This is a genomic window from Parapontixanthobacter aurantiacus, from assembly GCF_009827635.1.
Taxonomy (GTDB): domain Bacteria; phylum Pseudomonadota; class Alphaproteobacteria; order Sphingomonadales; family Sphingomonadaceae; genus Parapontixanthobacter; species Parapontixanthobacter aurantiacus.
In genome coordinates, this window is sequence record NZ_WTYW01000003.1 from 196,890 (window position 1) to 219,827 (window position 22,938).

The window sequence follows — 22,938 nt, forward strand, 5'->3', positions numbered from 1 at the left end:
CAACCAACTACAAAACGGTACTTGCCCCGTATGGTACCGTTTTCCGGGGGTTTGTCCGCTCCACCGAGAGCAGGCCACCTGCATGAAGTGTGAAATTCTATTTTCGTCCTCCAGAGTCCGGGCGAGCGAGATTGGGGGATTTCGAAGTCTTCCTGGATTTCCAGTGGGACGCGACCGGCCGAAAGGCCGGAACAGAGGTGGGGCTTCGCTGATCAGGCTCACGCGGCATCCTCGCGATAGACATTCGGATGACCTGCTCGATTGAAGTCGAGAGCCGACATCGGCTGAGGCGCCGCGTCGGGTTCCTGATCGAGTTCGACACAGAAGCGCTCGTAATATGAAAAGGCGAGCCGCTCAAAAGGCCACCCCGTCCCGCTGAGTTTGAGGATCGGCAGCTGCTCCCCGTTCAAAGCAGTTTGGAATGCGGCGCGGTTGATGACGTCCTGATCGTAGGCATCAAGCACGAAATCACAGAAAGATGCTCCATCAAGACGAGTGAGCATTTCAGCCAGATGCTTAGCATCAGGGCCGATGCAATGCTGCTCGACCAGCTGCCGAACGGGGTCATTCCAATGGTCGAAATGCTCTAACCAGATGTCGAACCAGATCGCCCAAGTGAGTCTTTCAGTGCCTGACAACCGATCACAAATGGCGTCAGCACTTTGATCGTAGATCGCCTCGAACAAATCGGGCAGTGCTGCAAAAATCGGTTCCGGATCGACCTCGCGCAGCAGGATCGCCGCAGCATGCCGCCAGCTCAGAACATCTGTTCGCCGGGGATGGTATGTTGGCCACCACCGATTGCCGTCTTGCAAGGCATGCCAGAGACCTTCGCTCATCGCGGGGGTCATATGATGCGCTCCCTTGCTAGCTTTGCCAAAGAGGCAGAAGCAAGATTCCCGAAGCTACCGCGGCTATCTTGGCTCGACGGTTCTGGTGTGAACGAACCTTCGCCCACTTTCCCCTCTGGATAGCCCTGTGCTGCCCTAAACATCGGCAAAAGGCCCTTAGGATTTCGCAGCAGTCCAGTCAGGCATCTTCGACCTGATCGTGCTCGATAGCGGTGCTCACCAGGCAATCGGGCATTGCGATCGATGACCACGACGCAGACCGCTGCACGCTCGCGCCCCAATCGCTCGCATGCTTCGCCGAACGTAGCCTCTGAAATGCCATGCCAGCGGCGTGCCGTTTCTGACGCATCAACAAGATCGCGCCAGCTTGGCGGGCGTCCTTCGGGCAAGAGGCTTTGATAGTCAGAACTAGCAATTCCAGCGACCGCTGCCGGCGTGACCACCGTCGCACGATCATCATCACCTCTGCCGCAACGAGCGCCGCTACAGTTTTTCGATGAGTTTGATTCAGGTATATTGGGTGGAACGATTTCTTCCGTCTGGTCGGAAGATTTCGTTGCACCAGAGGGAACTTCCAGCAGCACCAAGAGAGCTTCGAGCGCATCCTTCAACGCTTCCAGCTTCTCGACATCGTTGATGCGTGAGACGCGGCCGCGCGGCAGGATTTCGCCTGCCCGCTCGATTGCGCCACGATTATCAGAGGCCCGGACTTCTCGATTGAGCGCCGCAACTTCCTGCTTGAGGCAGAATACCGCACTAGCCTGCAGTTCGATCGCTTCGCGCCGTGCCTGCCATTTGGCCCAGCCATCGATCAGCGGGCGAAGACTGATCCCCGCAAGCGCGACGATATTACCATTGTGACGCTTGCCGCTGCGTCTGGCATGCGGAGTGTGAGTGCGCTCTATTAAACCGGCTTCGAGCAGTTCCGCTTCGGCATTGTGCAGGACCTTGGTCGAGATCCTGAGTTCGCCTGCCATTGTTTGCGGCTGCTCCCAAGTGCCGCAGATCTTGCCGCGTTCGAAGTCGGATTGTCGGCATGCCCGAATGAAGTATTGCAGAATGCGAACTGCCGTTGCCGAGAGCCGCTCTTTTTTGCAGGTGCCGGGCGCAATCTCAGCGACGAGGTCACAGAGCTTAAAGGGCGTCACACCGTCAGGCAGGCCTCCGTGAGTGAGGGGGATGCTCATTTGGCACCTCCGGCAAGGTTTGCCCTTGCACGCGATTCGAGCATCGCGTAGGAAGAAGGAATAGCCGTGACGCTATGAAATTTGCCGCCGGGAAGGGTGCCAGCCCTTCCGGCGGTTTTTCGTTTCAGCGTTGGTGGACCCGAGCCGTGATATGATAGGATGGTTTTGGCGGCCCTTCGTACAATTGGCGTACAGCGCACCACCCTGGTGTCATTGTTAATGATTGTCTTACAGATGGTTAGTTGAGATCGCGAACTCCCTTCACACGGGTGGGGTCGGGGGTGGGTTAGAACTCCCCTTCTTTCAGGGAGGGGTTGGGGGTGGGACTTTCTTTAACTGCCCCCCTCTAAACCCCCGCAATGCTTCAACCCCGTTCTCGAACGACGCAGCGCGCCCGGGCGTTGCGCAATGCGGCGACCCCGGCGGAGCGCTTGCTCTGGCGCTACCTCGCGGGCAGCCGGACCGGCGCGAAGTTCAACCGCCAGATGCCGGTCGGACCGTTCTTCGCGGATTTCGTGTGCCGCAGTTTGAAGCTGGTCGTGGAAATCGACGGCATCAGCCACGATCGAACATGGCAGGCCGATGCGCGCCGCGACGCGTGGATGCGCGGGGAAGGCTATACGGTGCTGCGCTTCACCAATGCAGAGGTGTTGGGGAATGTCGAAGGCGTGGTCGCCGCGATCTGGGCCGAGGTGAAGCGGCTGCAAGATTTGCAGGACCACCCCTAACCCCTCCTAAACAGGAGGGGGATTTGAGCGCGGCGCCGGTCCCTTCCTTCAGGGAGGGAAGCGAGGCTTGCGAGCCGAAGGCGAAGCTAGTCGCAGCAGTGTGGGCTGGTCCCGGAACGGCTCCGCCGCCCCCACCCCTTACCCCTACCCACGGGGAGGGGGATAAGGTAGCGCAATTTAGATAGGCCGAACCGCCCAAGTCCGCTGTCGACCGGCGCGACGCCTGTCGAGCGGCTTCCAACAATCGGGATGCGGCTTGGCGGCTGTGGGCGAAGGTCTACTCTTGTTGAAGATCGGCAGCCGTCCATAGGTCTCTTCGAAGAACTGGAGCATCTTCGCTTCGCTTGAACGTGCGATATCGTCACTGGCGCATTCGAGCACCCAAAAGTCGAACTTCGCACCTTTGAGTAGATCGAGCGTCGGCATTAGCTTGCTATCAATATGATCGCGGAAACGGGCATGGGCCATGCCTTTACCGATATAGGCGGTCGGATTCGTTAGTGCGCCATAGTCAAACGTGAGCGGAATGCTTATCCAGATTACGTAAACGGCGTTCCAAATATCGTGAAGCGCTTTATCTTCTTTGTTAGTAAAGACTTGCCTCCAAGCATCCGACAAAGCGTGCCATTCGCTCTTCGCGACGGTTCTGTCATCGCGCTCACGCGAGAGTGTTTGCTCGCTCAGAACATACCAGTCTTTTAATCTCCAAGACATCGAGCGTCACGCTATTCTGCAGTCAACCTTAATTAAAATACTATAAGATCTAAAGGTTCTTAAGAATTTCATCTAAAATTTTATCTACACCGCGGGCTTTTCGCAAAGCCAACTCTCTTAGCTTCGTCATTTTAGCCCAATACGAACCCCGCAGATCATTGTCGTTGAATTGGTCAATTAGCTCGTTATTGTTACGATATAATAAAACTACCTCGACAGGCTCACCCTCAGCGGTTTCGTCGGCGCGGAGGCGAATAATGTAATCGCCGAGTTTAGTCTGAGGTTGCTCATCCCGCACTATGCCCCAATCAAGCGAGCCTTCTTCAGTCTTATTTAGAAGTTTGTCTACTAAAATATTGTATTTGTCAGACTCATCAGACATCTTTTGCCTCATTCGCTATTTGATTTTGCAGATCCGCGATAAGATTGTAGTTCTTCCTTATGACTGCTATTGCCTTGTTCTGCTGAGGGTAGGTTCCCTTATTTATTAGAGCAGCGTCTACCTTGTCACAAAATGACTCCATCTGTTTAATCGAATTTTTTAGCTCTTCTGCTAGTTCATCAGAAATTCTAGGAAGGCCTCGGTGGATCCGTATAAAGGCTATTCGCGCATCTTCGTAAGCGTCATTTGCATAACGCCATGATTGAGCATAAATATGCTTCTTTGTTGTCTCCAACGCGTAGTTCGCCTCGGCTAAATCGCGTGAGGCATCGTAAAGCGTTAATTGTAGTCGAAATGTATCGACAGCATCAGTTGCTGCTTTTGAATTTTCTTTCGCAGCTACTGCTTGTAAGTAAGTTTGCCTAATCCCATAAAAAGCAGCCAGCAAACCAAGCAGCGTCAATATTAACGACGCGAGTGAAATGTAACTTTGATTAGCTGGCGCTAGTAAATTGGCTAACAATTTTTAATCCTAAGTCCTCAAAAGCGGCAGCCCGGTAATCCATCACGCCGTTACTCCGCCGCGACGGCCCCCGCATCATCCCCAAACAGTCCCGGACCGTCATCCTCGGCGGCTTCCTCGTTCGCGGCCTTGACATTGCGGCGCTTGTCGAAGCTCGACCAGACATCCTGCCAGTTGCCCTTCGTCGCGCCCTTGGAATACTCGGTCGCGCGCGTCTCGAAGAAGTTCGCGTGCTCCACGCCATTCAGCAGCGGGGTGAGCCAGGGCAGCGGGTGATCCTCCACCATGTAGATCGCGGGCAGGCCCAGCTGCTGCAACCGCCAGTCGGCGATGTAGCGGATGTATTTCTTGATCTCCTTCGCGGTCATGCCGGGCACGGGCCCGTCCTCGAAGGCGAGGTCGATGAAGGCATCCTCCAGCCGCACCGTCTTCTGACAGGCGTCCATGATGTCTTCCTTCACCGCCTTGGTCAGGCAGCCGCGCTCCTCGCAGAAGGCGTGGAACAGGCGGGTGATGCCCTCGCAATGCAGACTTTCGTCGCGCACTGACCAGCTGACGATCTGGCCCATACCCTTCATCTTGTTGAAGCGCGGGAAGTTCATCAGCATGGCGAAGCTGGCGAACAGCTGCAGCCCCTCGGTGAAGCCGCCGAACATGGCGAGCGTGCGGGCGATGTCCTCGTCCGTGTCGACGCCGAAATCCTGCAGATAGTCGTGCTTGGCTTTCATCTCCTCATATTCGAGGAACATGCCGTATTCGCTTTCCGGCATCCCGATCGTGTCGAGGAGGTGCGAATAGGCGGCGATGTGCACGGTCTCCATGTTGGAGAAGGCAGCCAGCATCATCTTCACTTCCGTAGGCTTGAAGACGCGGCCGTATTTCTCGTGATAGCAGTCCTGCACCTCGACATCGGCCTGGGTGAAGAAGCGGAAGATCTGGGTGAGCAGGTTGCGCTCGTGCGCGGACAGGTTCTGCGCCCAGTCGCGGCAATCCTCGCCCAGCGGCACTTCCTCCGGCATCCAGTGGATCTGCTGCTGGCGCTTCCAGAAGTCGTAGGCCCACGGATATTCGAAGGGCTTGTAGGTCTTGCGGGCTTCGGTCAGCGACATTGGTGGAAACTCCCGTGGGCAGCGATCAACATATTGTGGCGGTTTAGCCGCCTCCGCCGGGTCGGGCAACGAAATCTGGTATTGCCGGGCGATCCGTGCGGGCGAACGTCCAACATAGGAAAACATCGCTGCGATTCGATAGCAAGGGTCGTGTTTTTGGCGGGGATAAAACGCGAACGGGTTTCGCCGCAGGGGCGGGGCGGGTCGTCCTTCGCCGGTTGATCGCGGCGGAACGATGCTCGCGTCCGGTCCGTTGGGTTAATGAAGAGGGCCTCATCATGGCCCGGAAAGGATACCCATCATGGGCGAATACGAACCCAACGACTCGCGCAACGTCACGCAGAACCCGAACCGCAGCGGCAGCGGCATTGAGCCCGAACGCACCGGTCCCAAGGAGGACGAGGTGCGCCGCAAGGCACAGCAGGACGCTCAGGAAAAGGAGCGGCGCGAGCAGACCAGGCAGGCCGAGCAGTCGGACTATGACCAGACGCAGACGAACGAGCCGCAGGCGATCAAGAACGATGTCGGCGTGTCGCGTCCAGTCTATGACCAGTACGAAGTCAACCAGCCCGGCAGCATCAATGGCGAAGCACAAAGCGATACGCAGCCGATGCAGCAGCAACAGCAGCAATCCGGCGACAAGTCGCGCGAACCGATGACCGAGAACGGCCCTGCCCAGTCCGGCTACGGCAATTCGCGCGATGCGGACGGTCGTGAGGAGCAGGACGAGGTCAAGAAAACCCCGTCAGGCTATACCCAGATGCAACAGCAGAAGCAGCAGGGGCGGCAGGCACCCGGCGATCGCCGCGATCCGCAAAGCGCCTCGCCGCCGCAGGTCAGTCACGACATGCCGGACGAAGAGCGCGCCATCCCCGGCGAGATTTCCTCGCAACCCGACAAGCGGGCCATAGCCGATGCCAATCCTGTCATAATGGACGAAGAAGAATGATGAACGGTTAGGGGGGATTTGCGGGGCGCTTCCCGCTTTCCTTCCCTTTTCGCGGGGAAACCCTCGCACCCCCGGCGCCCCGCCCTTCGACGGACGGGGCGTTTTTCTTGCGCGCTATCGGAGTGGCTCCGCGACCGAGCGCGCGATCAGCTGCCGATTGAGCGAGCGAGTTCGCTGCGCGCGACGATACCGACCTGCGGGGCTTCACGGTCGAACACGGGAAGGCGCCGCCCATCGGGCATGAAATAGCGCGAGCGGTAACGACCCTCGCCAACCTCTTCGCCGAGCGAGCAAACGGTCACGTCGTCGCGACCCGCCGCAGCGACGAAGGCAGCGAGCAAACTTTTTTCCAGCTTGCTGAGGCTCGCATAGGGACGGTTCGCAAACAGCCGTGCCGACTGCGCGCCCGTAGAAGAACACCCGGCATTTCCCTGTTTCTCTTCGCGTTTCACCGACTCGAACCAGACCCCTTCGCCGATGCGGATCAGGCCGAACACAAGCCCGTCACCTCTTTGATCGAACGCCGTCTGCGGGCCGAGAACCGGATAGACCGTATATCCGTCGCCGAAATATTGCGCGAAGTCGCGATCGGAGCCGTAGGACACTTCGTTCGCGCGGGTGAAGCGCAGCACGTTGCCGTCCCACCCGCCGGAGGCTGCCTCGACCACGGTGTCGAGGTCGGTTCCGCTGGTGCTCCAGCCGGCGACCTGCTCGCCGGGAGTCATGACGCGCAGCACGTTCTTGTCGATCGCGGCGTTGAGCTCGCTATCGTCGGGAACGCCGGCGATGAGTTCCTCGTAGGACGCGGCCTCGGCGTAGTCGTCGACGACGACCGGACCATAGGCGCAGGAAGCGAGCAGCACTGCCGCCGCCAGAGCGAAAGAATTGCGGGAGAAATAGCGAGAAAGCGTCGAAATCATCTGCGGACCCCTGTTGCGGCTGGCCTCCCGATAGAGACCTTGGCCGACGCCGTTCCGAATACGCGCAATCGAAAGCGGCAGGAAGCGGTTTCGTAATGCTCCGCCGCATAGATTATAATGGACGCGAACTAAGAAAGCGACGTGGCCCTAGGCACTAGTGGCGCTGGAAATGCAACGATGCTTTATTGAAATACGATCATGTCATCAGCCTCAGCAGAGCGTTCACAGGCAGTCCGCTATAGGCGCAGCGCCTCACCTGCGAACGTCTGATTAAGGCAACAGGCGGCTTTCAATCGCTTTTGCTGATCAGTCTTCAGCCTCAGGGTTTGGGGCCATCCAAAGCCGTTCTCGTGGGAATGGCATGCGGTAGGAAGCAGCCCACTTTCGACCGTTTATCTCAATGGCTCCTTTCGGGTTTCGTGAAGCGAGAAAGCTTTCGATCTCGGCTAACTCCGAGGAAGGCAGGAACAGACTATAAGTGTTTCCGCGCTGCACAGTCGAAGGTCCAGACAAGTCGGGCCAGTCCTCTTTCCAATGGATCGATGGTTCGGGCGCGTATTCGTATGGCCAGATCATCACCTCGATCTCTGCTGGCATCCACGGTTCTGATCGCGCGGACTCGAAAGATCTTATCGTGCTAAATGCTTTGACTACCGCTGCCGGAAGTCGCGAAGTGACTTGCTTGTCATCGAGCGAGCCGTAGACAGTAAGAAATACGGGCGGATTGCCATATATAAGCAGGCTGTTGTCTGGTTGATCAGTCGATCCAACCACTTTGTACTCCCCATAGAGTTCGGGGGAATCTAGTTTGAAAGAGAGTTCCTGATCGAGAGTAAGTCTGTTTCATTCAAGCGGACCGAGTGGAAGCCAGCTTCGGTTCGATAGATCACCTGGCCATCGCTATAGAGCGCAAATCGCGGCGACTCCGATCCCAAAACCTTCCCCCATGGGTCGCTTTCCAGAAGAACGACCTCTGGTGTGGGTCCTTTGCTTCGCCGCATTTCTGCAAGCATTTGCGGGCGCTCGAAGAAACGGACATTCTGTGGGATTGGAGTTATCGGAGCTTCCGCATAGTAGGGCAAATCGACTGAGGACGCCTCGGATGCGTCCCCGCTTGCTTCGTCGCAAGAAGCAACCGCCATAATGGTCATGAAGACGAGCGCTTGTTTTGCAGGTCGCATTCGCTGAGGTTGTAGCAAAAGCGGATCGATCGCAATGAAGGCGTCAGCTTTCGAATATGATGGCGCGCCCCGCCCGGCGAATTGAAACGTTCGCCCGCGATTGGGTCGTAACCCGCCTGTTCGATCTTAAGTATCGTCGGAGCATCCACGGGCAGTCCGCTTTCGGGCGCAGCGCATCGCCTGCGAACGTCCTGATAGGGGTGGAAAGCGGACGCGCAACTAGCGAGTTCAGCCAGAACGAGAATAGGCTTCCCTCACCCAGTCTTTCGCTTCGTCATCAAAGTCAGAAATTGTCTCAAGTCGCACCCGGTGACTGCACATCGCATTGTAAGTCTCCAAGCGATCAGTCAGCTCGTTGCCCTTCAGTGCTACTCCCAGATCGATCCGCGACTTCGTCGCTGGCGTAATGAGTGCAAACTGCTTTTTCCGTCGAAGACTGACGCTCGCTTTCTTGGGCGCAATTTCGACATCAGGGCCCAGAGATTGGGCGAATGTGATGACTTCCTCATAGATCGGTCGCAGCGACTCTTTCGCGCCTGAATATTGGGCTGCCACGAGATCCACTTCCTCCCCTGTCTCTCGCGCTCTCGATGCGATCAGGTTAGCGAAGCCATGACTTACACCATGCTCTGCCTTCAGAAACTTGAGGATGGCTCCATGCTTTTCGTGGCCGCTTTCCTCAATAATCTCGATCCACTCGGGAAGAGACTTCCCGGTTTTATCGGGAATGTTTGCCAGCATCGTGGCCAATTGGTCTTCGGGTGAACTTCCCATCCTTCGATCTCCTGCCTTCCAATCGACCCCCAGCCCGCGACATGATTTTGCCATTAATCACACGATTGGCCAATTGTCCGCAATGGGGTCGCTAGCCGTCAGTCCGCTTTCGGGCCAGGAAGAGCGGAAGAGGCCGGTCCGCTATTGGAAGGAAGTACAAACGCCGCGAATGTCGGATCATGGAGTAGGAAAGCGAACTTTAGCCGAACTCGGCAAGCTGGCGGTCGAACTTTCTCAGGTATTTGCTGAGTTCGGCATTGATTGACGCACTGCCGCTCAATTCGTTCAATTTCCGAGAGATCACCTTTAGTGCTTCAAGATAACTTGCTCGGTTCGGATCTCAAAGATCGTGGCTTGCCACAGCGCTATCGGCGGTAATCCGGAGAATGACATCAAGAACGAGTTCCGGTTCTTGAGCGTAAACTGAAGCGAAGTCCATGCATCCTATTTGCTTCATCAGTTCGATTGTGGCGGGAGGTCGGGCAGCGTTCAGTTCCGCTAATATGTTCGTGAAGTGACTCACCATTACAACAGCATGGCGGGTTGATCAAATGACAGCAATGGAGTCGTTAACGCACCGTTCGTTCTTTGACCGAAAACTGACCAGACGATCTAAGCTGCGCTGCTCACCGAAGTTCGACAGAACGAGGCGTTCAGTGTCCGACGCAATCCGCGCGTTCCGACCCGTCCCATCGTTCCCATTTTCCCTCTTGCAATGGCTCGAAGGACCGCTTTCTCACAAGCCGTGCGATAGCTGCGGCATGACGCGCAAGACCCCGGAACGCTGCCCCTTCTGCGCCGTTAACTATGTGTAACCGCAATCAAAGGAAGGAATAGCATGTTCGAGAAGATGAGAATCAAGGAACACATGGAAGTCGCCGATGCCAATGGTCAGCACGTCGGAACTGTCGATGGCGTCGAGAACGACACAATCAAGCTGACGAAGTCCGATAGCGCGGATTCCATGCACCACATGATCCCGCTCGACAGCGTCGAGAAGATCGACGACAACCGTATTTATCTCAAGCAGGGTGCACGCATTCCCGAAGGCTTGGGGAACAAGGCAACGACCTGATCTGACGTAAATTGCCCCAGAAAGCCCCGGACCAATTGCGGTTCGGGGCTTTTCTTTTGTCCAACGTTTGCAAATTCGGACCTCGTCCGCCCCCCTTTCGGAACTGCGGGGCAGGCTGCGGGTTGAAGGATGACTTGTCCAGGCGATGGAAGCGAAGTCGACAAGCATGCTGCGAGATCGCAAGAAACCGTAGCGACAACCTCGAACCCCGGCCCGCGTTCTCGTCACAGGCGAAGCGAGGGGCGGGGTTTTTCGTCAGGCGCCTTTAAATCGTGTCCCGAACGCCCGGTCGATTGACGGCTGGTCGTCATGCACCCTGGATGCGGCGAAGATGCTCATCGCTGGCGAAAACGACGTCCGCGCCTTCCTCGAAGCCGCTGGTCAGATTACGACCGTCGGAGGTGAACGCAGCAAGGCCGAAATCAGCCATGACTTCGACGAGCGATGCACTCGGCGCCTCGATGATGGTTAGCGGTCGGCATGCGGCGAACATCTGCATCCCGCCGCGCACGACCAGTTCTTCCGCCCCCTGCACGTCGATCTTCACGACATCGGGCGCGAGGTCCAGTGCATCGAGCCGTTCGACGACGACGTCCTGCCTCTCGACCGACAATTTAGAACGATCGAAGCCCATCATGCGTTCTTCGTTCAGCCATTCGAGCGCTTCCTGCTGTTTCAGCGAGGCAAGGCCGTCATAGACGTAATTGCGATAGCGCGGGACATAGAGCTCGAACCGGCCTGGCCGATCGGACAGGGCATGGGGGCGCACTTCGACCGAAGGATCGGCCTCGAACTGCACCTGCAAACGGATCGCCAGATCGCGATTGGGCTCGAAAGAGACGATCTTTTCGGGCCGGGCGCATCGTTTCAGCGCGAGGATGCTCTGTCCCCAATTCCCGCCGATATCGAGTGCGAGGCCGATCGGGCCGAGCCGGTCCAGGATCTTGAACTCGGGCGGGATGCGCCAGCCGAAATGCCGCATTCCGAAATTATAGGCCCCGAATTTCGCCGTGCGGATGGCCGGGAAATGGGTCTGTGCCGACCTCAGGAACCGCATGGCCGAATTGGGGCGCATGACTACCCTCGCATCCTCAACGGTGTCCATTTGCCGTAGCGCATTGCTCATCGTTTCCCCGCCTCCCTCGTCGCCTGCTGTCCGGGTCCGACGATGAAGCACGAATGGGAGCGTAGATCAAAGTCGCGACGTCAGTAAATAAGTAATTGCTCCATTACGGGAAAACATCATGCCAACCAATTAATGCGCGTGCTTGAGATTTAACGAATATCCTCGGCGCCTGCCGCCGTTCTTCAACTCCGCTTGGCGGGCGTGCTCCAACGCTTGGCCAGATCGATGAAGCGTTGCTCCCAATAGAAGGTGGAGAGGTGCGCCGCCGCCCAGGTTGCCGCGAACAGGAGCGGGCGTTTCAGGTATTTCTCCGTGACGTCGCCCGAACCCAGCCATGTGTGATCGAGCATTACGTGAAACACGTAAAGCGCATAGGATATCTTGGCGATGTAGGCGGCCGGGCGGGATGAGAACACCCGGTCGAGCCAGCGCGGTGCGTGATAAAGGGTGATGCCGACCATTGCCGCCACCGTATAGGGCCGGGCGTAGGCAAGCGGCGTCTCGTGAAAGAAGGTGCAGACCAATGCGAACGCCGCCAGCACGTAGAAATTGTTCTTCGCAAAGAGTCGTTGCGCTCGTTCGCCGAATGCACCGAGGTATAGCAATGCGAGCGTCGCACCGGCCAGGATCTCGTCGACCCTGTGCCAGGTGACGATACTGGTCGTCTCCCCGGCGGCAATGCGCGCACCCGTCACGCACAGGGCGAGGATGGGGAGCACGTAGAGCCCGCGCTTGCCTGCCAGCGCGGCGATCAGCGCGACCGCAACGTAGAACTGCATCTCGACCGCAAGGCTCCACAGATGTGCCCCGCCCGTCATCAGCTGCGAGGGCGGCAGGTTCATGTAGAAAAGGAGATTGGCGATCAGTTCGGACACGCTGCGATCGGCGCCTTCCGCGAAATAGAGGATCGCCATCGCGAGATAGGCCAGCGGAAGGATCCGCAAAACGCGCCGGATGAGGAACGGTTTTACCTGCGGGCGCTGCCACAGGAAGCGCGTGATGAGAAAACCGGAAAGGGTGAAGAAGATCGCCATGCCGCCCGCCCCGGCGGCGTCGTTCGCGCCTGGCAGGATTGCGTTGAGAGGCAGTTGGTGTCCGGCGATGACCAGCAGGATGCAGAGCGCGCGCCACCCGTCGAGGATCGCAAGATGGCTGCTCGCCCTGGCGCTTCGCCCATCGACCGGGAACACCATGTCGCGCTTCGGCGCGTCAGTCGCCTCGGCTGCGCCGGTCGCAGGCGTCATGTCGCTCGTATCGGGGGACCGGGTATTCGTCATCCCGCCGCTATAGGGCGAACAGGTTACCGAAAGGAAGATGCCGCCTGCCGGCCAGAAGGTCGGAGCATTGCAGTTCGGCTTAGCGAGCGAGTTCGCCGACTGCTTCTTCCGGGTTGTCCGAATGGTCGTCGATCGTATCGGTCAGATCGACGAGAGCCAAGGCCAGACCGCCGATCGCTAGGGCAAGCGAGAGCCGACGAAACGTTTTCTGGCGCGCCGGATCGGGCTGCTTCTTCGCAGCCGCTCCCATCAGCACGGCGGCGACCAGCATGAGGACGACGGCAACTGTCAGCATGATGCGTTCTTCTCCTTTTTGCCTTCCAGACCCGCGCGTTCGTAGATTCAATCCTGCGATAGCAGCAGGATCACCGTCATGAGCATGAGCAGGCTTGCGCCCAGCATCATGTATTTGCCCGCCCGCTCGCGATGACCAGCCTTTATCGACAGCGCCCCGCGCACGACGAAAGCCAGCGCCGCAATGGCCACGATGATCGTTACGATCAGGCGTAAGTCCATCGGGCGGCTACCCTACTGACAACTCAGACATTCCTCGTAATCGGTCTGCTCGCCGGCCCCGGCGGCCAGCTCGAACTTGGTGGCTTCCTTCGTATTGTCGGCCTCGACCCCGCCGGCGAACCCGGCGCGCTGCACCGATTTCGAGCGGAGATAATAGAGCGACTTGATGCCCTTCTCCCAAGCCTGGAAGTGAAGCATCATCAGGTCCCACTTGTCGACATCGGCGGGAATGAACAGGTTCAGCGACTGCGCCTGATCGATATAGGGCGCGCGGTCGGCGGCGAATTCGAGCAGGTAACGCTGATCGATCTCGAAGCTGGTCTTGAAGACCGCCTTTTCCTCTGCCGAGAGGAAGTCGAGATGCCCCACGCTGCCGCCGTTTTCGAGGATCGAGTTCCAGACATTGTTGGAATCCTTCGATTTCTCGCGCAGCAATTTCTCGAGATAGGGGTTCTTCACGACGAAGCTGCCCGACAGCGTCTTGTGCGTATAGATGTTCGCCGGAATGGGCTCGATGCAGGCGCTTGTGCCGCCGCAAATGATCGAGATCGAGGCCGTCGGCGCAATCGCCATCTTGCAGGAGAACCGCTCCATCGCGCCCATTTCCTCGGCATCGGGACAGGCGCCGCGCTCCTGCGCGAGCAGCATGGACGCCTCCGACGCGCGCGACTGGATGTGTTTGAACATCTTGAGGTTCCACACCTTCGCCATCGGCCCTTCGAGCGGCAGGTTCTTCGATTGCAGGAAGGAATGGAAGCCCATCACGCCGAGACCGACGCTGCGCTCGCGCATGGCGGAATATTTCGCCCGGGCCATCTCTTCGGGAGCGCGGTCGATATAATCCTGAAGGACGTTGTCGAGAAAGCGCATGACGTCCTCGACGAACTGCTTGTCGCCGTTCCACTCGTCCCACTTCTCGAGGTTGAGCGAGGAGAGACAGCAGACCGCCGTGCGATCCTCGCCGCGGTGGTCGATGCCGGTCGGCAGCGTGATTTCGCTGCACAGGTTCGAGGTGGAGACCTTCAGGCCGAGATCGCGATGATGCTTGGGCATCATGCGGTTCACCGTGTCGGAAAAGACGATATAGGGCTCACCCGTCGCCAATCGCGTCTCGACGAGCTTCTGGAACAGGCTGCGCGCGTCGACCGTGCCGCGCACCTCGCCCGTCTTGGGCGATTTGAGGTCGAACTTCTCGCCCGCACGGACCGCTTCCATGAATTCGTCGGTCAGCAGGACGCCGTGATGCAGGTTCAGCGCCTTGCGGTTGAAATCGCCCGACGGCTTGCGGATTTCGAGGAACTCCTCGATCTCGGGATGCGAGACGTCGAGGTAACACGCGGCCGAACCGCGCCGGAGCGAGCCTTGCGAAATCGCGAGCGTCAGGCTGTCCATCACGCGTACGAAGGGAATGATGCCGCTGGTCTTGCCGTTCAAACCGACGGGTTCGCCGATGCCGCGCACATTGCCCCAATAGGTGCCGATGCCGCCGCCCTTGGAAGCGAGCCAGACATTCTCGTTCCACGTGCCGACGATCCCGTCGAGGCTGTCGGATACGGAATTGAGATAGCAGGAGATCGGCAGGCCGCGATTGGTGCCGCCATTCGACAGGACCGGCGTCGCAGGCATGAACCACAGCTTCGAGATATAGTCGTAGAGCCGCTGCGCATGGTCGGCATCGTCGGCATAGGCATCGGCGACGCGCGCGAAGAGATCCTGAAAGGATTCGCCCGGCAAGAGATAGCGGTCGATCAGCGTGTCCTTGCCGAACTCCGTGAGCAGGTCGTCGCGGGACGCGTCGGTCGTGACATCGAAGCGGCGATCGTTGATCTTCTTGCTGTCGTCCTTTGCCGCATTCGCCTTGGCTGCGGCAGATACCGCGTCGGCCAGCGCCGCATTCGCCTTTTCCGAGAGCAGTTCTTCGCTGCCCCTGTCTTCCGTTTCCATGCCAACTGCCGCCTTCTTCTTATCGCTTTGGGGGGTCGCGGACGCATCGCCGCGATCCTGGATCGTCAGGTCCTCGCCACTGCCAACGTCCATGTTCGCCTCGTCCCCGCTTCTGAAATCCATGCCTTGTCGCCCCATCCTTCTGACACGGGCCGACGAGTCGTGCCAAGCCCATTTGTTCCAATTTTGTTCTCGTCGCGCAAGCCGCCGTCTCGACGCCTGTGTGCCCGCTTCGCGCACATCGTTCAGGATATTCTTCCGGTCAGACCGGCCACCCGTCCCGATACACGCACCTGTCCCTGCAACCGCCGCGAGAATGCAGGATTTCCGCGACAAACCACAAGGATTTGTGTGACCCCCCTCAGGTCACCACTAAATCATGAATCAGCTTGAGAACGGATGCAAGAGGGTGAACGATGCCTCAACCATAAATGTCGACAGGCTGCTCGCCGTGTTGCGAAGGCATGACGGTGCGACGCGTGGACGCTGCTGGCTTTACCCAAAAGGCAAGGCAAAAAATAAAATTTTCGACAGGGGGATAAGTCGCGGCGAGACCCGCGCGCGCCCCTCCCCCTTACAAAGAATCAGAGGCCATCGAAATCGATGTCCGTGACCCGGCCGCGGCGGTCGATGATGCATTCGAACTCGCCCTCTTCACCCTCGTCGTAATCATAGTCGTTCCAGCCGCGCCGATCGTAGGTGCCGGCGATGCTGATATCACCCTCTACCTTGAGATAGCGCCCGTCGCGGTCGACGTCCTCGATCTGCGTGACGTTGGCCGGACCCCAGCGCCGTGCCTCGTTCTCGGCTACATAAACGCAGCGTTCGATCAGCTCGCGCGTATAGTCGCCGCGATATTCACTGTTGTAGTAGCGCCCGTCATAGCGGTCGTCATAGTAATAGTCGTCGCGATAATCGTCATCGTCGTCGCCTCCGCCAAGAATCGCGGCCAGACCGCCGAGGATCACGGCGCCGGCGATCACTTCCTCGGCTCCGATACCATCATCGTCATCGCGATCGAAATCGTAGTCCTGTGCGGCCAGCGGCGCTGCAGCGAGGGCGGACGCAGCGAAAGCAGCGGCGAGCTTGGGGAAAATGTTCGGCATTTGCGGTGTCTCCGGGGCGGGCGGCGCGCGAAACGTCAGGCAGTCGGCGGCGCATTTCTTTTCAAGGGGTTACGATCGAACCAATCCCCCGCCATCCCTTGCGTTCCGCTTCAGGGCCGAAACGCGCCCGGAAACCACGGATTTGAGCGCTCGGCGCGGCAAGCGATTGTTCTTGCTGGAATTAACGCTTCCCATGCTGGCAAAACCCGCCTACCCTCAAACGCAACACGGCGCCGCCATCCCTCTCCCGCAGCGAGAAAGACGGTCGGCGCCGTGCCCTTGCCGGTCATGTTCGACCGGAAGAGGGGCGGTTTACTTCAGCGCGATGTAAGTGCGCGCTTCGCCATTGGAGGCGAGCCGCTCGGTTTCCATATCAGCCAGCTTCGCGAACAGCTCGCGTTCCTGTTCGTAGCTATCGGCGAACACGATATTCGCGAGGAAGGGCTGACCGTTCTTCGCTACCTCCGGCATCGGGTGCAATGCCTTCAGGCGCTTCACGGCGCGCTTGCCAAGCCGTTCGATGCCATGCTCGCCCGAGCTGCGATAGACGGCGATATTGGCAGGCTTGCCGTCTTCGTCACAGGTAAAGCGCACCTGGACGACGCCGTTGGGCTGATCGCGCAAGGGAAGCGTGCTCATGCGGTCGAGCTGCTCTGCCAGATCCTGCGACACGATCTCGGCCCACTGGTCGAGGGTCATGTTTGAGGAAACGACGATCGGCTCTCCTACCTGCACGTTCTGTGCAGCGAGCGGGGTAGCAATCAAGGCGATGGCGGAAATGGTTGCCGCAGTAAGTACATTCTTCATTTTGATCATCCTTCTTTGAGTGGATGATCGACCTTGTCCAAAAAGCATCTTCGCGAGATGCGACCGAAAGAATGCGAAGGCCGGTAAAGGCCGATCGGAACAGCGCACGTCTGCGGACCGCGCATCATCCCTTTGGTTTGTTCGTGCATCATTGCACGGGGAGCATTGTTAGTCTGGTTGGGTGCCCGCCGCCGTGACGGGCGTCATGGTTCGCACATTTTTTTCGAGAAGCGCGACGGCAAACTCGTTGGCGTTAGCCGGGCGGCGCAAAGATCTTCATGGCATATCCTCCTGTTCCCAAGCGTTTTCAGACGCATCGTTGCGGGAAAGGTCTCGCCTGCTGCGGTCGGATGACACTTTCGCGGTGACCAGAGTAAATACACAATTTAGAACAATTTGCGATGGCAGAGCGAACATTCGCAACATTCGAAGCCGGTTTGGCAACGTCCATTGCGAACCTGTCGGGAGTCATGCCAATCGAGAGGAACAATCGTTCCGGCGCTGGCAACATCACTAACAACGCCAATTGTCCCGTTTTGCGACTCGGGTTCGCTCGTCCCGATTAGCGCCTCGTATCGCGCCCCAAACAGCAAAGGCCCCGCCCATCACGGGCGAGGCCTCCGTCAGCTCATCAACGTTTCGCGATAATCGCGAAGCGCGATTGCTTATTCCATTTCGTCGGCGACTTCGTTGATCGCGTCGGCGCGCTCGTCACCGATGTCGTCGATTTCTTCAGCGCGGGCGTTCAGTGCATCTTCGCGCGCATCGGTAGCTGCTTCGTCGGCACGCTCTTCGAGCATACCTGCACGGTCGTCACCAATGTTCTCGACGGCGTCAGCGCGTTCTTCGAGCGCATCGCCCGTTTCCTCGACTGCGCTGTCCTGGCCACACGCGGCAACGAGGGCAAGCGCGGGAAGGGCGGAAAGTGTGATCAGACGTTTCAAAATGTTTCTCCTGTTGGGCCGCCTTGTTGTCGCGGTCTTCGCGGTTCCGGCATAGTGTTGAAAGCGCACCGGAATTCGTACGGCTATCGAAAAGGAAACCCGCGGACAACCATCGCGTTCCAACTTTAGCCATAATTTCGCCGCAAAGTTTTACGGAACGAGCACCGTATCCTCGGCAACCGGCAGGGTTTCGGGGTAATCGAGCGTGAAATGCAGTCCGCGGCTTTCATGCCGACGAAGCGCCGATTTCACGATCAGGTCCGCTGCCTGAAGGAGATTGCGCAATTCGATGAGATCGGTCGTGACGCGGAAACTGCCATAATAATCCTCGATCTCGTTGCTCAGCAATTCGATCCGGTGCGCCGCCCGTTCGAGCCGCTTTGTCGTCCTCACGATCCCGACATAGTTCCACATGAACCGCCGGATTTCGGTCCAGTTCTGCTTGATGACGACTTCTTCGTCGGAATCGGTCACGCGGCTTTCGTCCCACTCACGGATGGCCGGCGGTTCGTCCATCTCGTCCCAGCAGGAAAGGATGTCCTGCGCCGCGGCTTCGCCGAAGACGAAACATTCAAGCAGAGAGTTGGAAGCGAGCCGGTTCGCCCCGTGCAAGCCGCTTTCGGTGCACTCCCCAGCCGCCCACAGGCCGGGCAGGTCCGTGCGTGCATTGAGCCCGACCAGTACGCCGCCGCAAGTATAATGCTGCGCCGGAACCACGGGAATCGGCTCCTTCGTCATGTCTATGCCGAGGCCCGAGAGCTTCTCATGAATTGTCGGGAAGTGCGTCTTCACGAATTCCGGGCTCTCATGCGTGATGTCGAGATGCACGAAATCGAGGCCGTAACGCTTGATCTGGTCGTCGATCGCGCGGGCGACGACGTCGCGCGGTGCAAGTTCCATGCGCTCGGCATCGTAATCTGCCATGAAGCGGTGCCCCGTTTCGGGGTGATAGAGCCGCCCGCCCTCACCGCGCACGGCCTCCGTAATCAGGAAGTTCTTGACCTCGAGATTGTAAAGGCAGGTCGGGTGGAACTGCATCATCTCCATGTTCGAGACGCGGCAGCCCGCGCGCCAGGCCATCGCGATGCCATCGCCCGTCGCGCCGCGCGGCGCGGTCGAGAAGAGATAGCAGCGCCCCGCCCCGCCCGCCGCAAGGATTGTCGCCTTTGCGACATGGGCCTCGACCTTCCCGCTTGCCTCGTCGAGCGCATAAGCGCCCCAGACCCGGCCGGAACCCGAATAGGTCTCGCCGTTGCGTCCCGTGATAAGGTCGATGCAGGTCCGCCCCGGCAGCAGGGTAATGTTCGGATTGGCCTCGGCCGCCTTCAGCAGGGCCTCCTGCACGGCCCAGCCCGTCGCATCGTTCACATGGACGATCCGGCGGTGCGAATGGCCCCCTTCGCGGGTCAGGTGTAGATCGCCCGAATCCTCGTTGAACGGGACACCCAGTTCGATGAGGCGCGCGATTGCCTCGGGCGCGTGTTCGATGACGAATTCCACCGTCTCGCGCCGGTTGAGACCCGCCCCGGCGACCATCGTGTCGCGGATATGATCTTCGAACGTGTCGCCCGCATCGAGCACCGCCGCGATGCCGCCCTGCGCCCAGGCCGTGCTGCCGCCGGTAAGGGAGCCCTTGGCAAGCACGAGAACCTTCTTGTGCTGCGCCAGTTCGAGCGCCGCAGTCAGCCCCGCGGCGCCCGAGCCGATGACAAGGACATCGTGCGGCGCCCCGCTCATTCGCTGTCGCCCGCGCTGGTCAGCGAGACGAACACGTCCTCGAGATCCGCCTCGCGGGTCGTAACGTCCTCGACCACGACCCCTTTTTCCTGCAGGCGCGCGAGCACCTGCCCGGCGCTCGTGCGGTCCTTGTCGTACGTAATCTCAAGCGTGCGCGGCGTCGTCTGCTCGACCTTCGAAAAGGCTGCGTCCTGCGGCGTTGTCGCAATGTCGCTATCTGCCGTCACGACCACGATCTTCTCCCGCGCCATCTCGACGAGCTCGCGCGTCGGCTTGTTCGCGATGAGTTCGCCGTGATTGATGATCGCGATGCGGTCGCATAGCTGCTCGGCCTCTTCGAGATAATGCGTCGTAAGGACGATGGTGACTCCGCGCGCGTTGAGATCGTTGACCAGCTCCCACAATTGCCGTCGCAACTCGACATCGACGCCTGCCGTCGGTTCGTCGAGCACGAGGATGGGCGGCGAGTGGACCATCGCCTTGGCGATGAGCAGGCGACGCTTCATCCCGCCCGACAGCGTGCGGGCATAGGCATCGCGCTTGTCCGACAGGCGCACCGCCTCGAGCAGTTCCTCGCTGCGCCGATCGGCTTTCGGTATGCCGTAAAAACCCGCCTGGTTTTCCAGCACCTCGTAGGGCGTAAAGAAGGGGTCGAAGACGATTTCCTGCGGGACGATACCGATGGAGCGTTTCGCATTGCGCGTATGGCTGTCGATGTCGAAACCCCATACGCTGGCCGAGCCGCCGGTCTTGTTCACGAGACCGGACAAGATGTTGATGAGCGTCGATTTGCCGGCTCCGTTCGGGCCGAGCAGCCCGAAGACACCGCCCTGCGGAACGTCGAAGCTGACGCCCTTCAACGCGAGCTTGCCTTCCTCGCCCTGCTGCCCGGCGTAGCGCTTGACCAGATTGTCGATGCGGATTGCGGGCTGGTGCAGCTTGGAGTCGGTCATGAACGAAGCGCTTAGGCATGGCCCCGCCCGGCATCAAGCGTCTTGGCGAGGCGCGTGAACCGCTTGCCTCGCCTCGCGCATCGCAGTATCGCCCCTCACCCATGAACATACCGCCACCCGAAGTCATTAGGACCGACCAGCGCCGCGTCAGTTGCGACGGCGCCAGCAACATTCGCGGGGGCGCGGCCTTTCGTCCGGCTGCGCTCGGCCACCCGCGCATCTGGCTGGAGATCGACGAACACGGTTACGTCGATTGCGGTTACTGCGACCGCCGCTTCGTCCTCGTAGGCGGGCCGGCGGACGGCGTCGATCAGGCAGCCTTGCGGGACATTTCGGAAGGAGCCGATCCCGGCCACCGGTAAGCGGACCATCCGGCGGCTACGTTCGGGCGACCGGGCTACAAATTCGTTTTTCGCTCATTCATCTCGATATGCTATAGATGGCATCACAATTGGGGGGGAGCAGGAGACAGACGATGACACGATTTGCACATCTTGCCGCGACGTTCGGCGTCGCCGCGACACTTGGCCTGGCGGCCCCCGCCATCGCTCAGGACGAAGATAGCGACACGCCCGAAATGACCGAGGGCGAACGCGAATTGGCAGAAATGCTGGAAGGCCGCGTTCCGGGCGAACCGCAAAGCTGCGTGCGGACCTTTGCCAGCCGCGGTTTCGAAGTGATCGACAAGACCGCGCTCGTCATTCGCGAAGGCGGCACGATCTGGGTGAACTTCACGCGCAATCCGCGCTCGCTCGACGAGAACGACTATCTCGTGATCCGCAAGTTCGGTACGAGCCCGAATCGCCTCTGCCGACTCGACAATGTGACGACACGCGACCGCGGTTCGAACTTCTATTCCGGCAATGTTTTCCTCGAGGACTTCATTCCCTATCGCGAGGTCGAGGAGACGGAATTCGACGGCTAGGCGGTGACCGCCGCCGCGCGTCCCTGGGCGCGCGAATTGCTGCATTTCTGGTTTGCAAAACTCGGTCCGGGCGACCGCTTCGGCGGCAGCGATGCGATCGATGCGGAACTCGCAAGACGCTTCGAAGCAGATTGGCGGCGCATGCGGAGCGAACCCGCCGGGTCGTTCCTGACGTCATCTGCAACCGCCCGCGCGGCGATCCTCCTCTTCGATCAGGTCCCCCGCAACATCTTTCGCGGCAGCCCTAGGGCATTTGCGAGCGATCCCCTCGCTCTTTCGATCGCGAAAGCATTTCTCGGCGCCGGGCTGGACCGCGGTCTACCCGAACAGCAGCGGTTGTTCGCCGTCATGCCCTTCATGCATAGCGAGGACATCGCGGATCAGCGGTTTTGCGTCGCCTATTTCGCCCAATACCTTCCCCGGCAGCTTTCGTTCGCCCGCGATCATCACGCCATGATCGCGCGCTTCGGGCGGTTCCCTCACCGCAATGCCGTGCTGGGGCGGACTTCGACGCCTGCCGAGAAACGCGCCATCGAAGAAGGCTTCAGTTGGTAGCCGCGTCCTGCACGTTCGCCGCGTAATATTCGCACAGGTCCGAGACCGGACAGACCTCGCATTTCGGACGACGCACCACGCATACGCGCTTGCCAAATTGGATCAGCCAGAAATGCCCGTCGCGCATGGCCCAGTTGGGGCTGCGTGCTTCGAGCTGTTGTGCCGTCCTGTCGGCGGTCTTCGCCTCGGTCAGCCCGATGCGGTTGGCGACCCTATGCACATGCGTGTCGACCGCGATGACGTCCTTCCCGAAGGTGAAGCTGAGCACGATATCCGCGCATTTGCGACCGATACCGGGAAGGGAAAGCAGTCCCTCGCGCGTATCCGGCACGATTCCTCCGTGCTCCTCCAGCAAGGCAGTGCAGAAACTGCGAATGTTGCGCGTCTTCATGTTGTAAAGACCGCATGGCTTGATCGCCGCGGCGATCCGCTCGTCATTTAGTGCCAGCATAGCCTCGGGCGTTCGGGCGAGCGCGAACAGCGCCTTAACCGCCTTCGCCGTGTTCCGGTCGAGCGATTGCGCCGATAGCATACACGATATGCAGGAGCGGAAGGCGTCGGGCTGACCCTTCGGCCCTTTCGCGTTCGCGGTCCTGCCCGGCATCGCCTTGGCAAGGCGGCGATAGACTTCCTCGACCTGGCTTTCGTCCAACAT

General features: G+C 59.3%; 25 protein-coding genes. 6 read left to right on the forward strand and 19 right to left on the reverse strand.

Going from position 1 to position 22,938, the window contains the following annotated elements:
* Window positions 1–218: 218 nt before the first annotated feature.
* Complete coding sequence (locus GRI38_RS11340) at window positions 219–851, reverse strand: hypothetical protein (protein WP_160683911.1); 633 nt, start codon at window positions 849–851, stop codon at window positions 219–221.
* Window positions 848–2,038 carry a replication initiation protein RepC gene (gene repC / locus GRI38_RS11345; protein ID WP_160683914.1) on the reverse strand — a complete coding sequence of 397 codons (1,191 nt, stop codon included), beginning with the start codon at window positions 2,036–2,038 and terminating at the stop codon, window positions 848–850. Before repC ends, GRI38_RS11340 begins: the two co-directional genes overlap by 4 nt.
* Window positions 2,039–2,397: 359 nt before the next feature.
* On the opposite strand from repC, the gene GRI38_RS11350 reads away from it, so the two are divergent.
* Complete coding sequence (locus GRI38_RS11350) at window positions 2,398–2,766, forward strand: endonuclease domain-containing protein (RefSeq protein WP_160683917.1); 369 nt, start codon at window positions 2,398–2,400, stop codon at window positions 2,764–2,766.
* A 177-nt stretch (window positions 2,767–2,943) separates the two neighbouring features.
* Here the strand turns inward: GRI38_RS11350 and GRI38_RS11355 are convergent, their stop codons facing one another.
* From GRI38_RS11355 to GRI38_RS11370, 4 genes are read right to left on the reverse strand one after another with little or no spacing between them, the layout of a single operon-like run.
* Complete coding sequence (locus GRI38_RS11355) at window positions 2,944–3,480, reverse strand: hypothetical protein (RefSeq protein ID WP_160683920.1); 537 nt, start codon at window positions 3,478–3,480, stop codon at window positions 2,944–2,946.
* Window positions 3,481–3,529: 49 nt separating this feature from the next.
* A complete protein-coding gene (locus tag GRI38_RS11360) occupies window positions 3,530–3,862 on the reverse strand; it encodes a hypothetical protein (RefSeq protein ID WP_160683923.1) in 333 nt (110 codons plus the stop codon).
* Window positions 3,855–4,385: a hypothetical protein gene (locus GRI38_RS11365; protein ID WP_160683926.1), complete on the reverse strand. Its 531-nt coding sequence runs from the start codon at window positions 4,383–4,385 to the stop codon at window positions 3,855–3,857. The genes GRI38_RS11360 and GRI38_RS11365 overlap by 8 nt, the downstream gene beginning before the upstream one ends.
* Before the next feature lie 50 nt (window positions 4,386–4,435).
* Window positions 4,436–5,494 (reverse strand): ribonucleotide-diphosphate reductase subunit beta, encoded by a 1,059-nt coding sequence (locus tag GRI38_RS11370; protein WP_160683929.1) that lies wholly within the window; start codon window positions 5,492–5,494, stop codon window positions 4,436–4,438.
* A gap of 301 nt (window positions 5,495–5,795) precedes the next feature.
* Here GRI38_RS11370 and GRI38_RS11375 point away from each other — a divergent pair, with 301 nt between their 5' ends.
* The gene (locus GRI38_RS11375) at window positions 5,796–6,443 is read left to right on the forward strand and encodes a hypothetical protein (protein WP_160683932.1); all 648 of its coding nucleotides are present in this window, start codon (window positions 5,796–5,798) and stop codon (window positions 6,441–6,443) included.
* Between the two features lie 146 nt (window positions 6,444–6,589).
* Here the strand turns inward: GRI38_RS11375 and GRI38_RS11380 are convergent, their stop codons facing one another.
* Together GRI38_RS11380 and GRI38_RS11385 are read right to left on the reverse strand one after the other, a co-directional pair.
* Complete coding sequence (locus GRI38_RS11380; RefSeq protein WP_160683935.1) at window positions 6,590–7,363, reverse strand: hypothetical protein; 774 nt, start codon at window positions 7,361–7,363, stop codon at window positions 6,590–6,592.
* Window positions 7,364–8,772: 1,409 nt separating this feature from the next.
* On the reverse strand, window positions 8,773–9,318 hold the full coding sequence (locus GRI38_RS11385; protein ID WP_160683938.1) for a DUF4287 domain-containing protein: 546 nt from the start codon (window positions 9,316–9,318) through the stop codon (window positions 8,773–8,775).
* Window positions 9,319–10,156: 838 nt separating this feature from the next.
* Here GRI38_RS11385 and GRI38_RS11390 point away from each other — a divergent pair.
* Entirely contained in the window at window positions 10,157–10,393 is a 237-nt protein-coding gene (locus GRI38_RS11390) for a DUF2171 domain-containing protein (protein WP_160683941.1), read from the forward strand.
* A gap of 307 nt (window positions 10,394–10,700) precedes the next feature.
* On the opposite strand, the gene GRI38_RS11395 is transcribed toward GRI38_RS11390, so the two are convergent.
* The 10 genes from GRI38_RS11395 to GRI38_RS11440 form a co-directional block, all read right to left on the reverse strand.
* Window positions 10,701–11,519, reverse strand: a complete 819-nt coding sequence (locus GRI38_RS11395) for an FkbM family methyltransferase (protein ID WP_237487514.1) — start codon at window positions 11,517–11,519, stop codon at window positions 10,701–10,703.
* Between the two features lie 182 nt (window positions 11,520–11,701).
* Window positions 11,702–12,796 (reverse strand): acyltransferase family protein, encoded by a 1,095-nt coding sequence (locus GRI38_RS11400; RefSeq protein ID WP_160683944.1) that lies wholly within the window; start codon window positions 12,794–12,796, stop codon window positions 11,702–11,704.
* A gap of 79 nt (window positions 12,797–12,875) precedes the next feature.
* The gene (locus GRI38_RS11405) at window positions 12,876–13,091 is read right to left on the reverse strand and encodes a hypothetical protein (protein ID WP_160683947.1); all 216 of its coding nucleotides are present in this window, start codon (window positions 13,089–13,091) and stop codon (window positions 12,876–12,878) included.
* 47 nt (window positions 13,092–13,138) lie between these two features.
* The gene (locus GRI38_RS11410) at window positions 13,139–13,312 is read right to left on the reverse strand and encodes a hypothetical protein (protein WP_160683950.1); all 174 of its coding nucleotides are present in this window, start codon (window positions 13,310–13,312) and stop codon (window positions 13,139–13,141) included.
* Between the two features lie 12 nt (window positions 13,313–13,324).
* Window positions 13,325–15,379: a ribonucleoside-diphosphate reductase subunit alpha gene (locus tag GRI38_RS11415; protein ID WP_160683953.1), complete on the reverse strand. Its 2,055-nt coding sequence runs from the start codon at window positions 15,377–15,379 to the stop codon at window positions 13,325–13,327.
* Window positions 15,380–15,840: 461 nt separating this feature from the next.
* Window positions 15,841–16,362: a hypothetical protein gene (locus GRI38_RS11420; RefSeq protein WP_160683956.1), complete on the reverse strand. Its 522-nt coding sequence runs from the start codon at window positions 16,360–16,362 to the stop codon at window positions 15,841–15,843.
* Between the two features lie 312 nt (window positions 16,363–16,674).
* Complete coding sequence (locus GRI38_RS11425; protein ID WP_160683959.1) at window positions 16,675–17,169, reverse strand: TonB family protein; 495 nt, start codon at window positions 17,167–17,169, stop codon at window positions 16,675–16,677.
* A gap of 665 nt (window positions 17,170–17,834) precedes the next feature.
* A complete protein-coding gene (locus GRI38_RS11430; RefSeq protein WP_160683962.1) occupies window positions 17,835–18,113 on the reverse strand; it encodes a hypothetical protein in 279 nt (92 codons plus the stop codon).
* Window positions 18,114–18,263: 150 nt separating this feature from the next.
* A complete protein-coding gene (gene nadB, locus GRI38_RS11435) occupies window positions 18,264–19,850 on the reverse strand; it encodes an L-aspartate oxidase (protein ID WP_160683966.1) in 1,587 nt (528 codons plus the stop codon).
* A complete protein-coding gene (locus GRI38_RS11440) occupies window positions 19,847–20,803 on the reverse strand; it encodes an ABC transporter ATP-binding protein (protein WP_160683969.1) in 957 nt (318 codons plus the stop codon). Before GRI38_RS11440 ends, nadB begins: the two co-directional genes overlap by 4 nt.
* A gap of 101 nt (window positions 20,804–20,904) precedes the next feature.
* Between GRI38_RS11440 and GRI38_RS11445 the strand changes: the two genes are divergently transcribed.
* From GRI38_RS11445 to GRI38_RS11455, 3 genes are all read left to right on the forward strand, one after another.
* Complete coding sequence (locus GRI38_RS11445; RefSeq protein ID WP_160684338.1) at window positions 20,905–21,165, forward strand: zinc-finger domain-containing protein; 261 nt, start codon at window positions 20,905–20,907, stop codon at window positions 21,163–21,165.
* A gap of 113 nt (window positions 21,166–21,278) precedes the next feature.
* A complete protein-coding gene (locus GRI38_RS11450; RefSeq protein WP_237487515.1) occupies window positions 21,279–21,728 on the forward strand; it encodes a hypothetical protein in 450 nt (149 codons plus the stop codon).
* 3 nt (window positions 21,729–21,731) lie between these two features.
* A complete protein-coding gene (locus tag GRI38_RS11455) occupies window positions 21,732–22,283 on the forward strand; it encodes a DUF924 family protein (RefSeq protein WP_160683972.1) in 552 nt (183 codons plus the stop codon).
* Here GRI38_RS11455 and GRI38_RS11460 read toward each other — a convergent pair.
* The gene (locus GRI38_RS11460; protein WP_160683975.1) at window positions 22,273–22,938 is read right to left on the reverse strand and encodes an endonuclease III domain-containing protein; all 666 of its coding nucleotides are present in this window, start codon (window positions 22,936–22,938) and stop codon (window positions 22,273–22,275) included. The genes GRI38_RS11455 and GRI38_RS11460 overlap by 11 nt on opposite strands.

Coding starts and splice junctions, on each gene's coding strand:
- GRI38_RS11390 (WP_160683941.1), top strand. CDS start 10,157: ATGTTCGAGAAGATGAGAATCAAGGAACACATGGAAGTCGCCGATGCC.
- GRI38_RS11370 (WP_160683929.1), bottom strand. CDS start 5,494: ATGTCGCTGACCGAAGCCCGCAAGACCTACAAGCCCTTCGAATATCCG.
- GRI38_RS11375 (WP_160683932.1), top strand. CDS start 5,796: ATGGGCGAATACGAACCCAACGACTCGCGCAACGTCACGCAGAACCCG.
- GRI38_RS11425 (WP_160683959.1), bottom strand. CDS start 17,169: ATGAAGAATGTACTTACTGCGGCAACCATTTCCGCCATCGCCTTGATT.
- GRI38_RS11440 (WP_160683969.1), bottom strand. CDS start 20,803: ATGACCGACTCCAAGCTGCACCAGCCCGCAATCCGCATCGACAATCTG.
- GRI38_RS11395 (WP_237487514.1), bottom strand. CDS start 11,519: ATGAGCAATGCGCTACGGCAAATGGACACCGTTGAGGATGCGAGGGTA.
- GRI38_RS11400 (WP_160683944.1), bottom strand. CDS start 12,796: ATGACGAATACCCGGTCCCCCGATACGAGCGACATGACGCCTGCGACC.
- GRI38_RS11355 (WP_160683920.1), bottom strand. CDS start 3,480: ATGTCTTGGAGATTAAAAGACTGGTATGTTCTGAGCGAGCAAACACTC.
- nadB (WP_160683966.1), bottom strand. CDS start 19,850: ATGAGCGGGGCGCCGCACGATGTCCTTGTCATCGGCTCGGGCGCCGCG.
- GRI38_RS11360 (WP_160683923.1), bottom strand. CDS start 3,862: ATGTCTGATGAGTCTGACAAATACAATATTTTAGTAGACAAACTTCTA.
- GRI38_RS11350 (WP_160683917.1), top strand. CDS start 2,398: ATGCTTCAACCCCGTTCTCGAACGACGCAGCGCGCCCGGGCGTTGCGC.
- GRI38_RS11410 (WP_160683950.1), bottom strand. CDS start 13,312: ATGGACTTACGCCTGATCGTAACGATCATCGTGGCCATTGCGGCGCTG.
- GRI38_RS11445 (WP_160684338.1), top strand. CDS start 20,905: ATGAACATACCGCCACCCGAAGTCATTAGGACCGACCAGCGCCGCGTC.
- GRI38_RS11460 (WP_160683975.1), bottom strand. CDS start 22,938: ATGTTGGACGAAAGCCAGGTCGAGGAAGTCTATCGCCGCCTTGCCAAG.
- repC (WP_160683914.1), bottom strand. CDS start 2,038: ATGAGCATCCCCCTCACTCACGGAGGCCTGCCTGACGGTGTGACGCCC.
- GRI38_RS11385 (WP_160683938.1), bottom strand. CDS start 9,318: ATGGGAAGTTCACCCGAAGACCAATTGGCCACGATGCTGGCAAACATT.
- GRI38_RS11450 (WP_237487515.1), top strand. CDS start 21,279: ATGACACGATTTGCACATCTTGCCGCGACGTTCGGCGTCGCCGCGACA.
- GRI38_RS11415 (WP_160683953.1), bottom strand. CDS start 15,379: ATGGATTTCAGAAGCGGGGACGAGGCGAACATGGACGTTGGCAGTGGC.
- GRI38_RS11380 (WP_160683935.1), bottom strand. CDS start 7,363: ATGATTTCGACGCTTTCTCGCTATTTCTCCCGCAATTCTTTCGCTCTG.
- GRI38_RS11340 (WP_160683911.1), bottom strand. CDS start 851: ATGACCCCCGCGATGAGCGAAGGTCTCTGGCATGCCTTGCAAGACGGC.
- GRI38_RS11420 (WP_160683956.1), bottom strand. CDS start 16,362: ATGCCGAACATTTTCCCCAAGCTCGCCGCTGCTTTCGCTGCGTCCGCC.
- GRI38_RS11405 (WP_160683947.1), bottom strand. CDS start 13,091: ATGCTGACAGTTGCCGTCGTCCTCATGCTGGTCGCCGCCGTGCTGATG.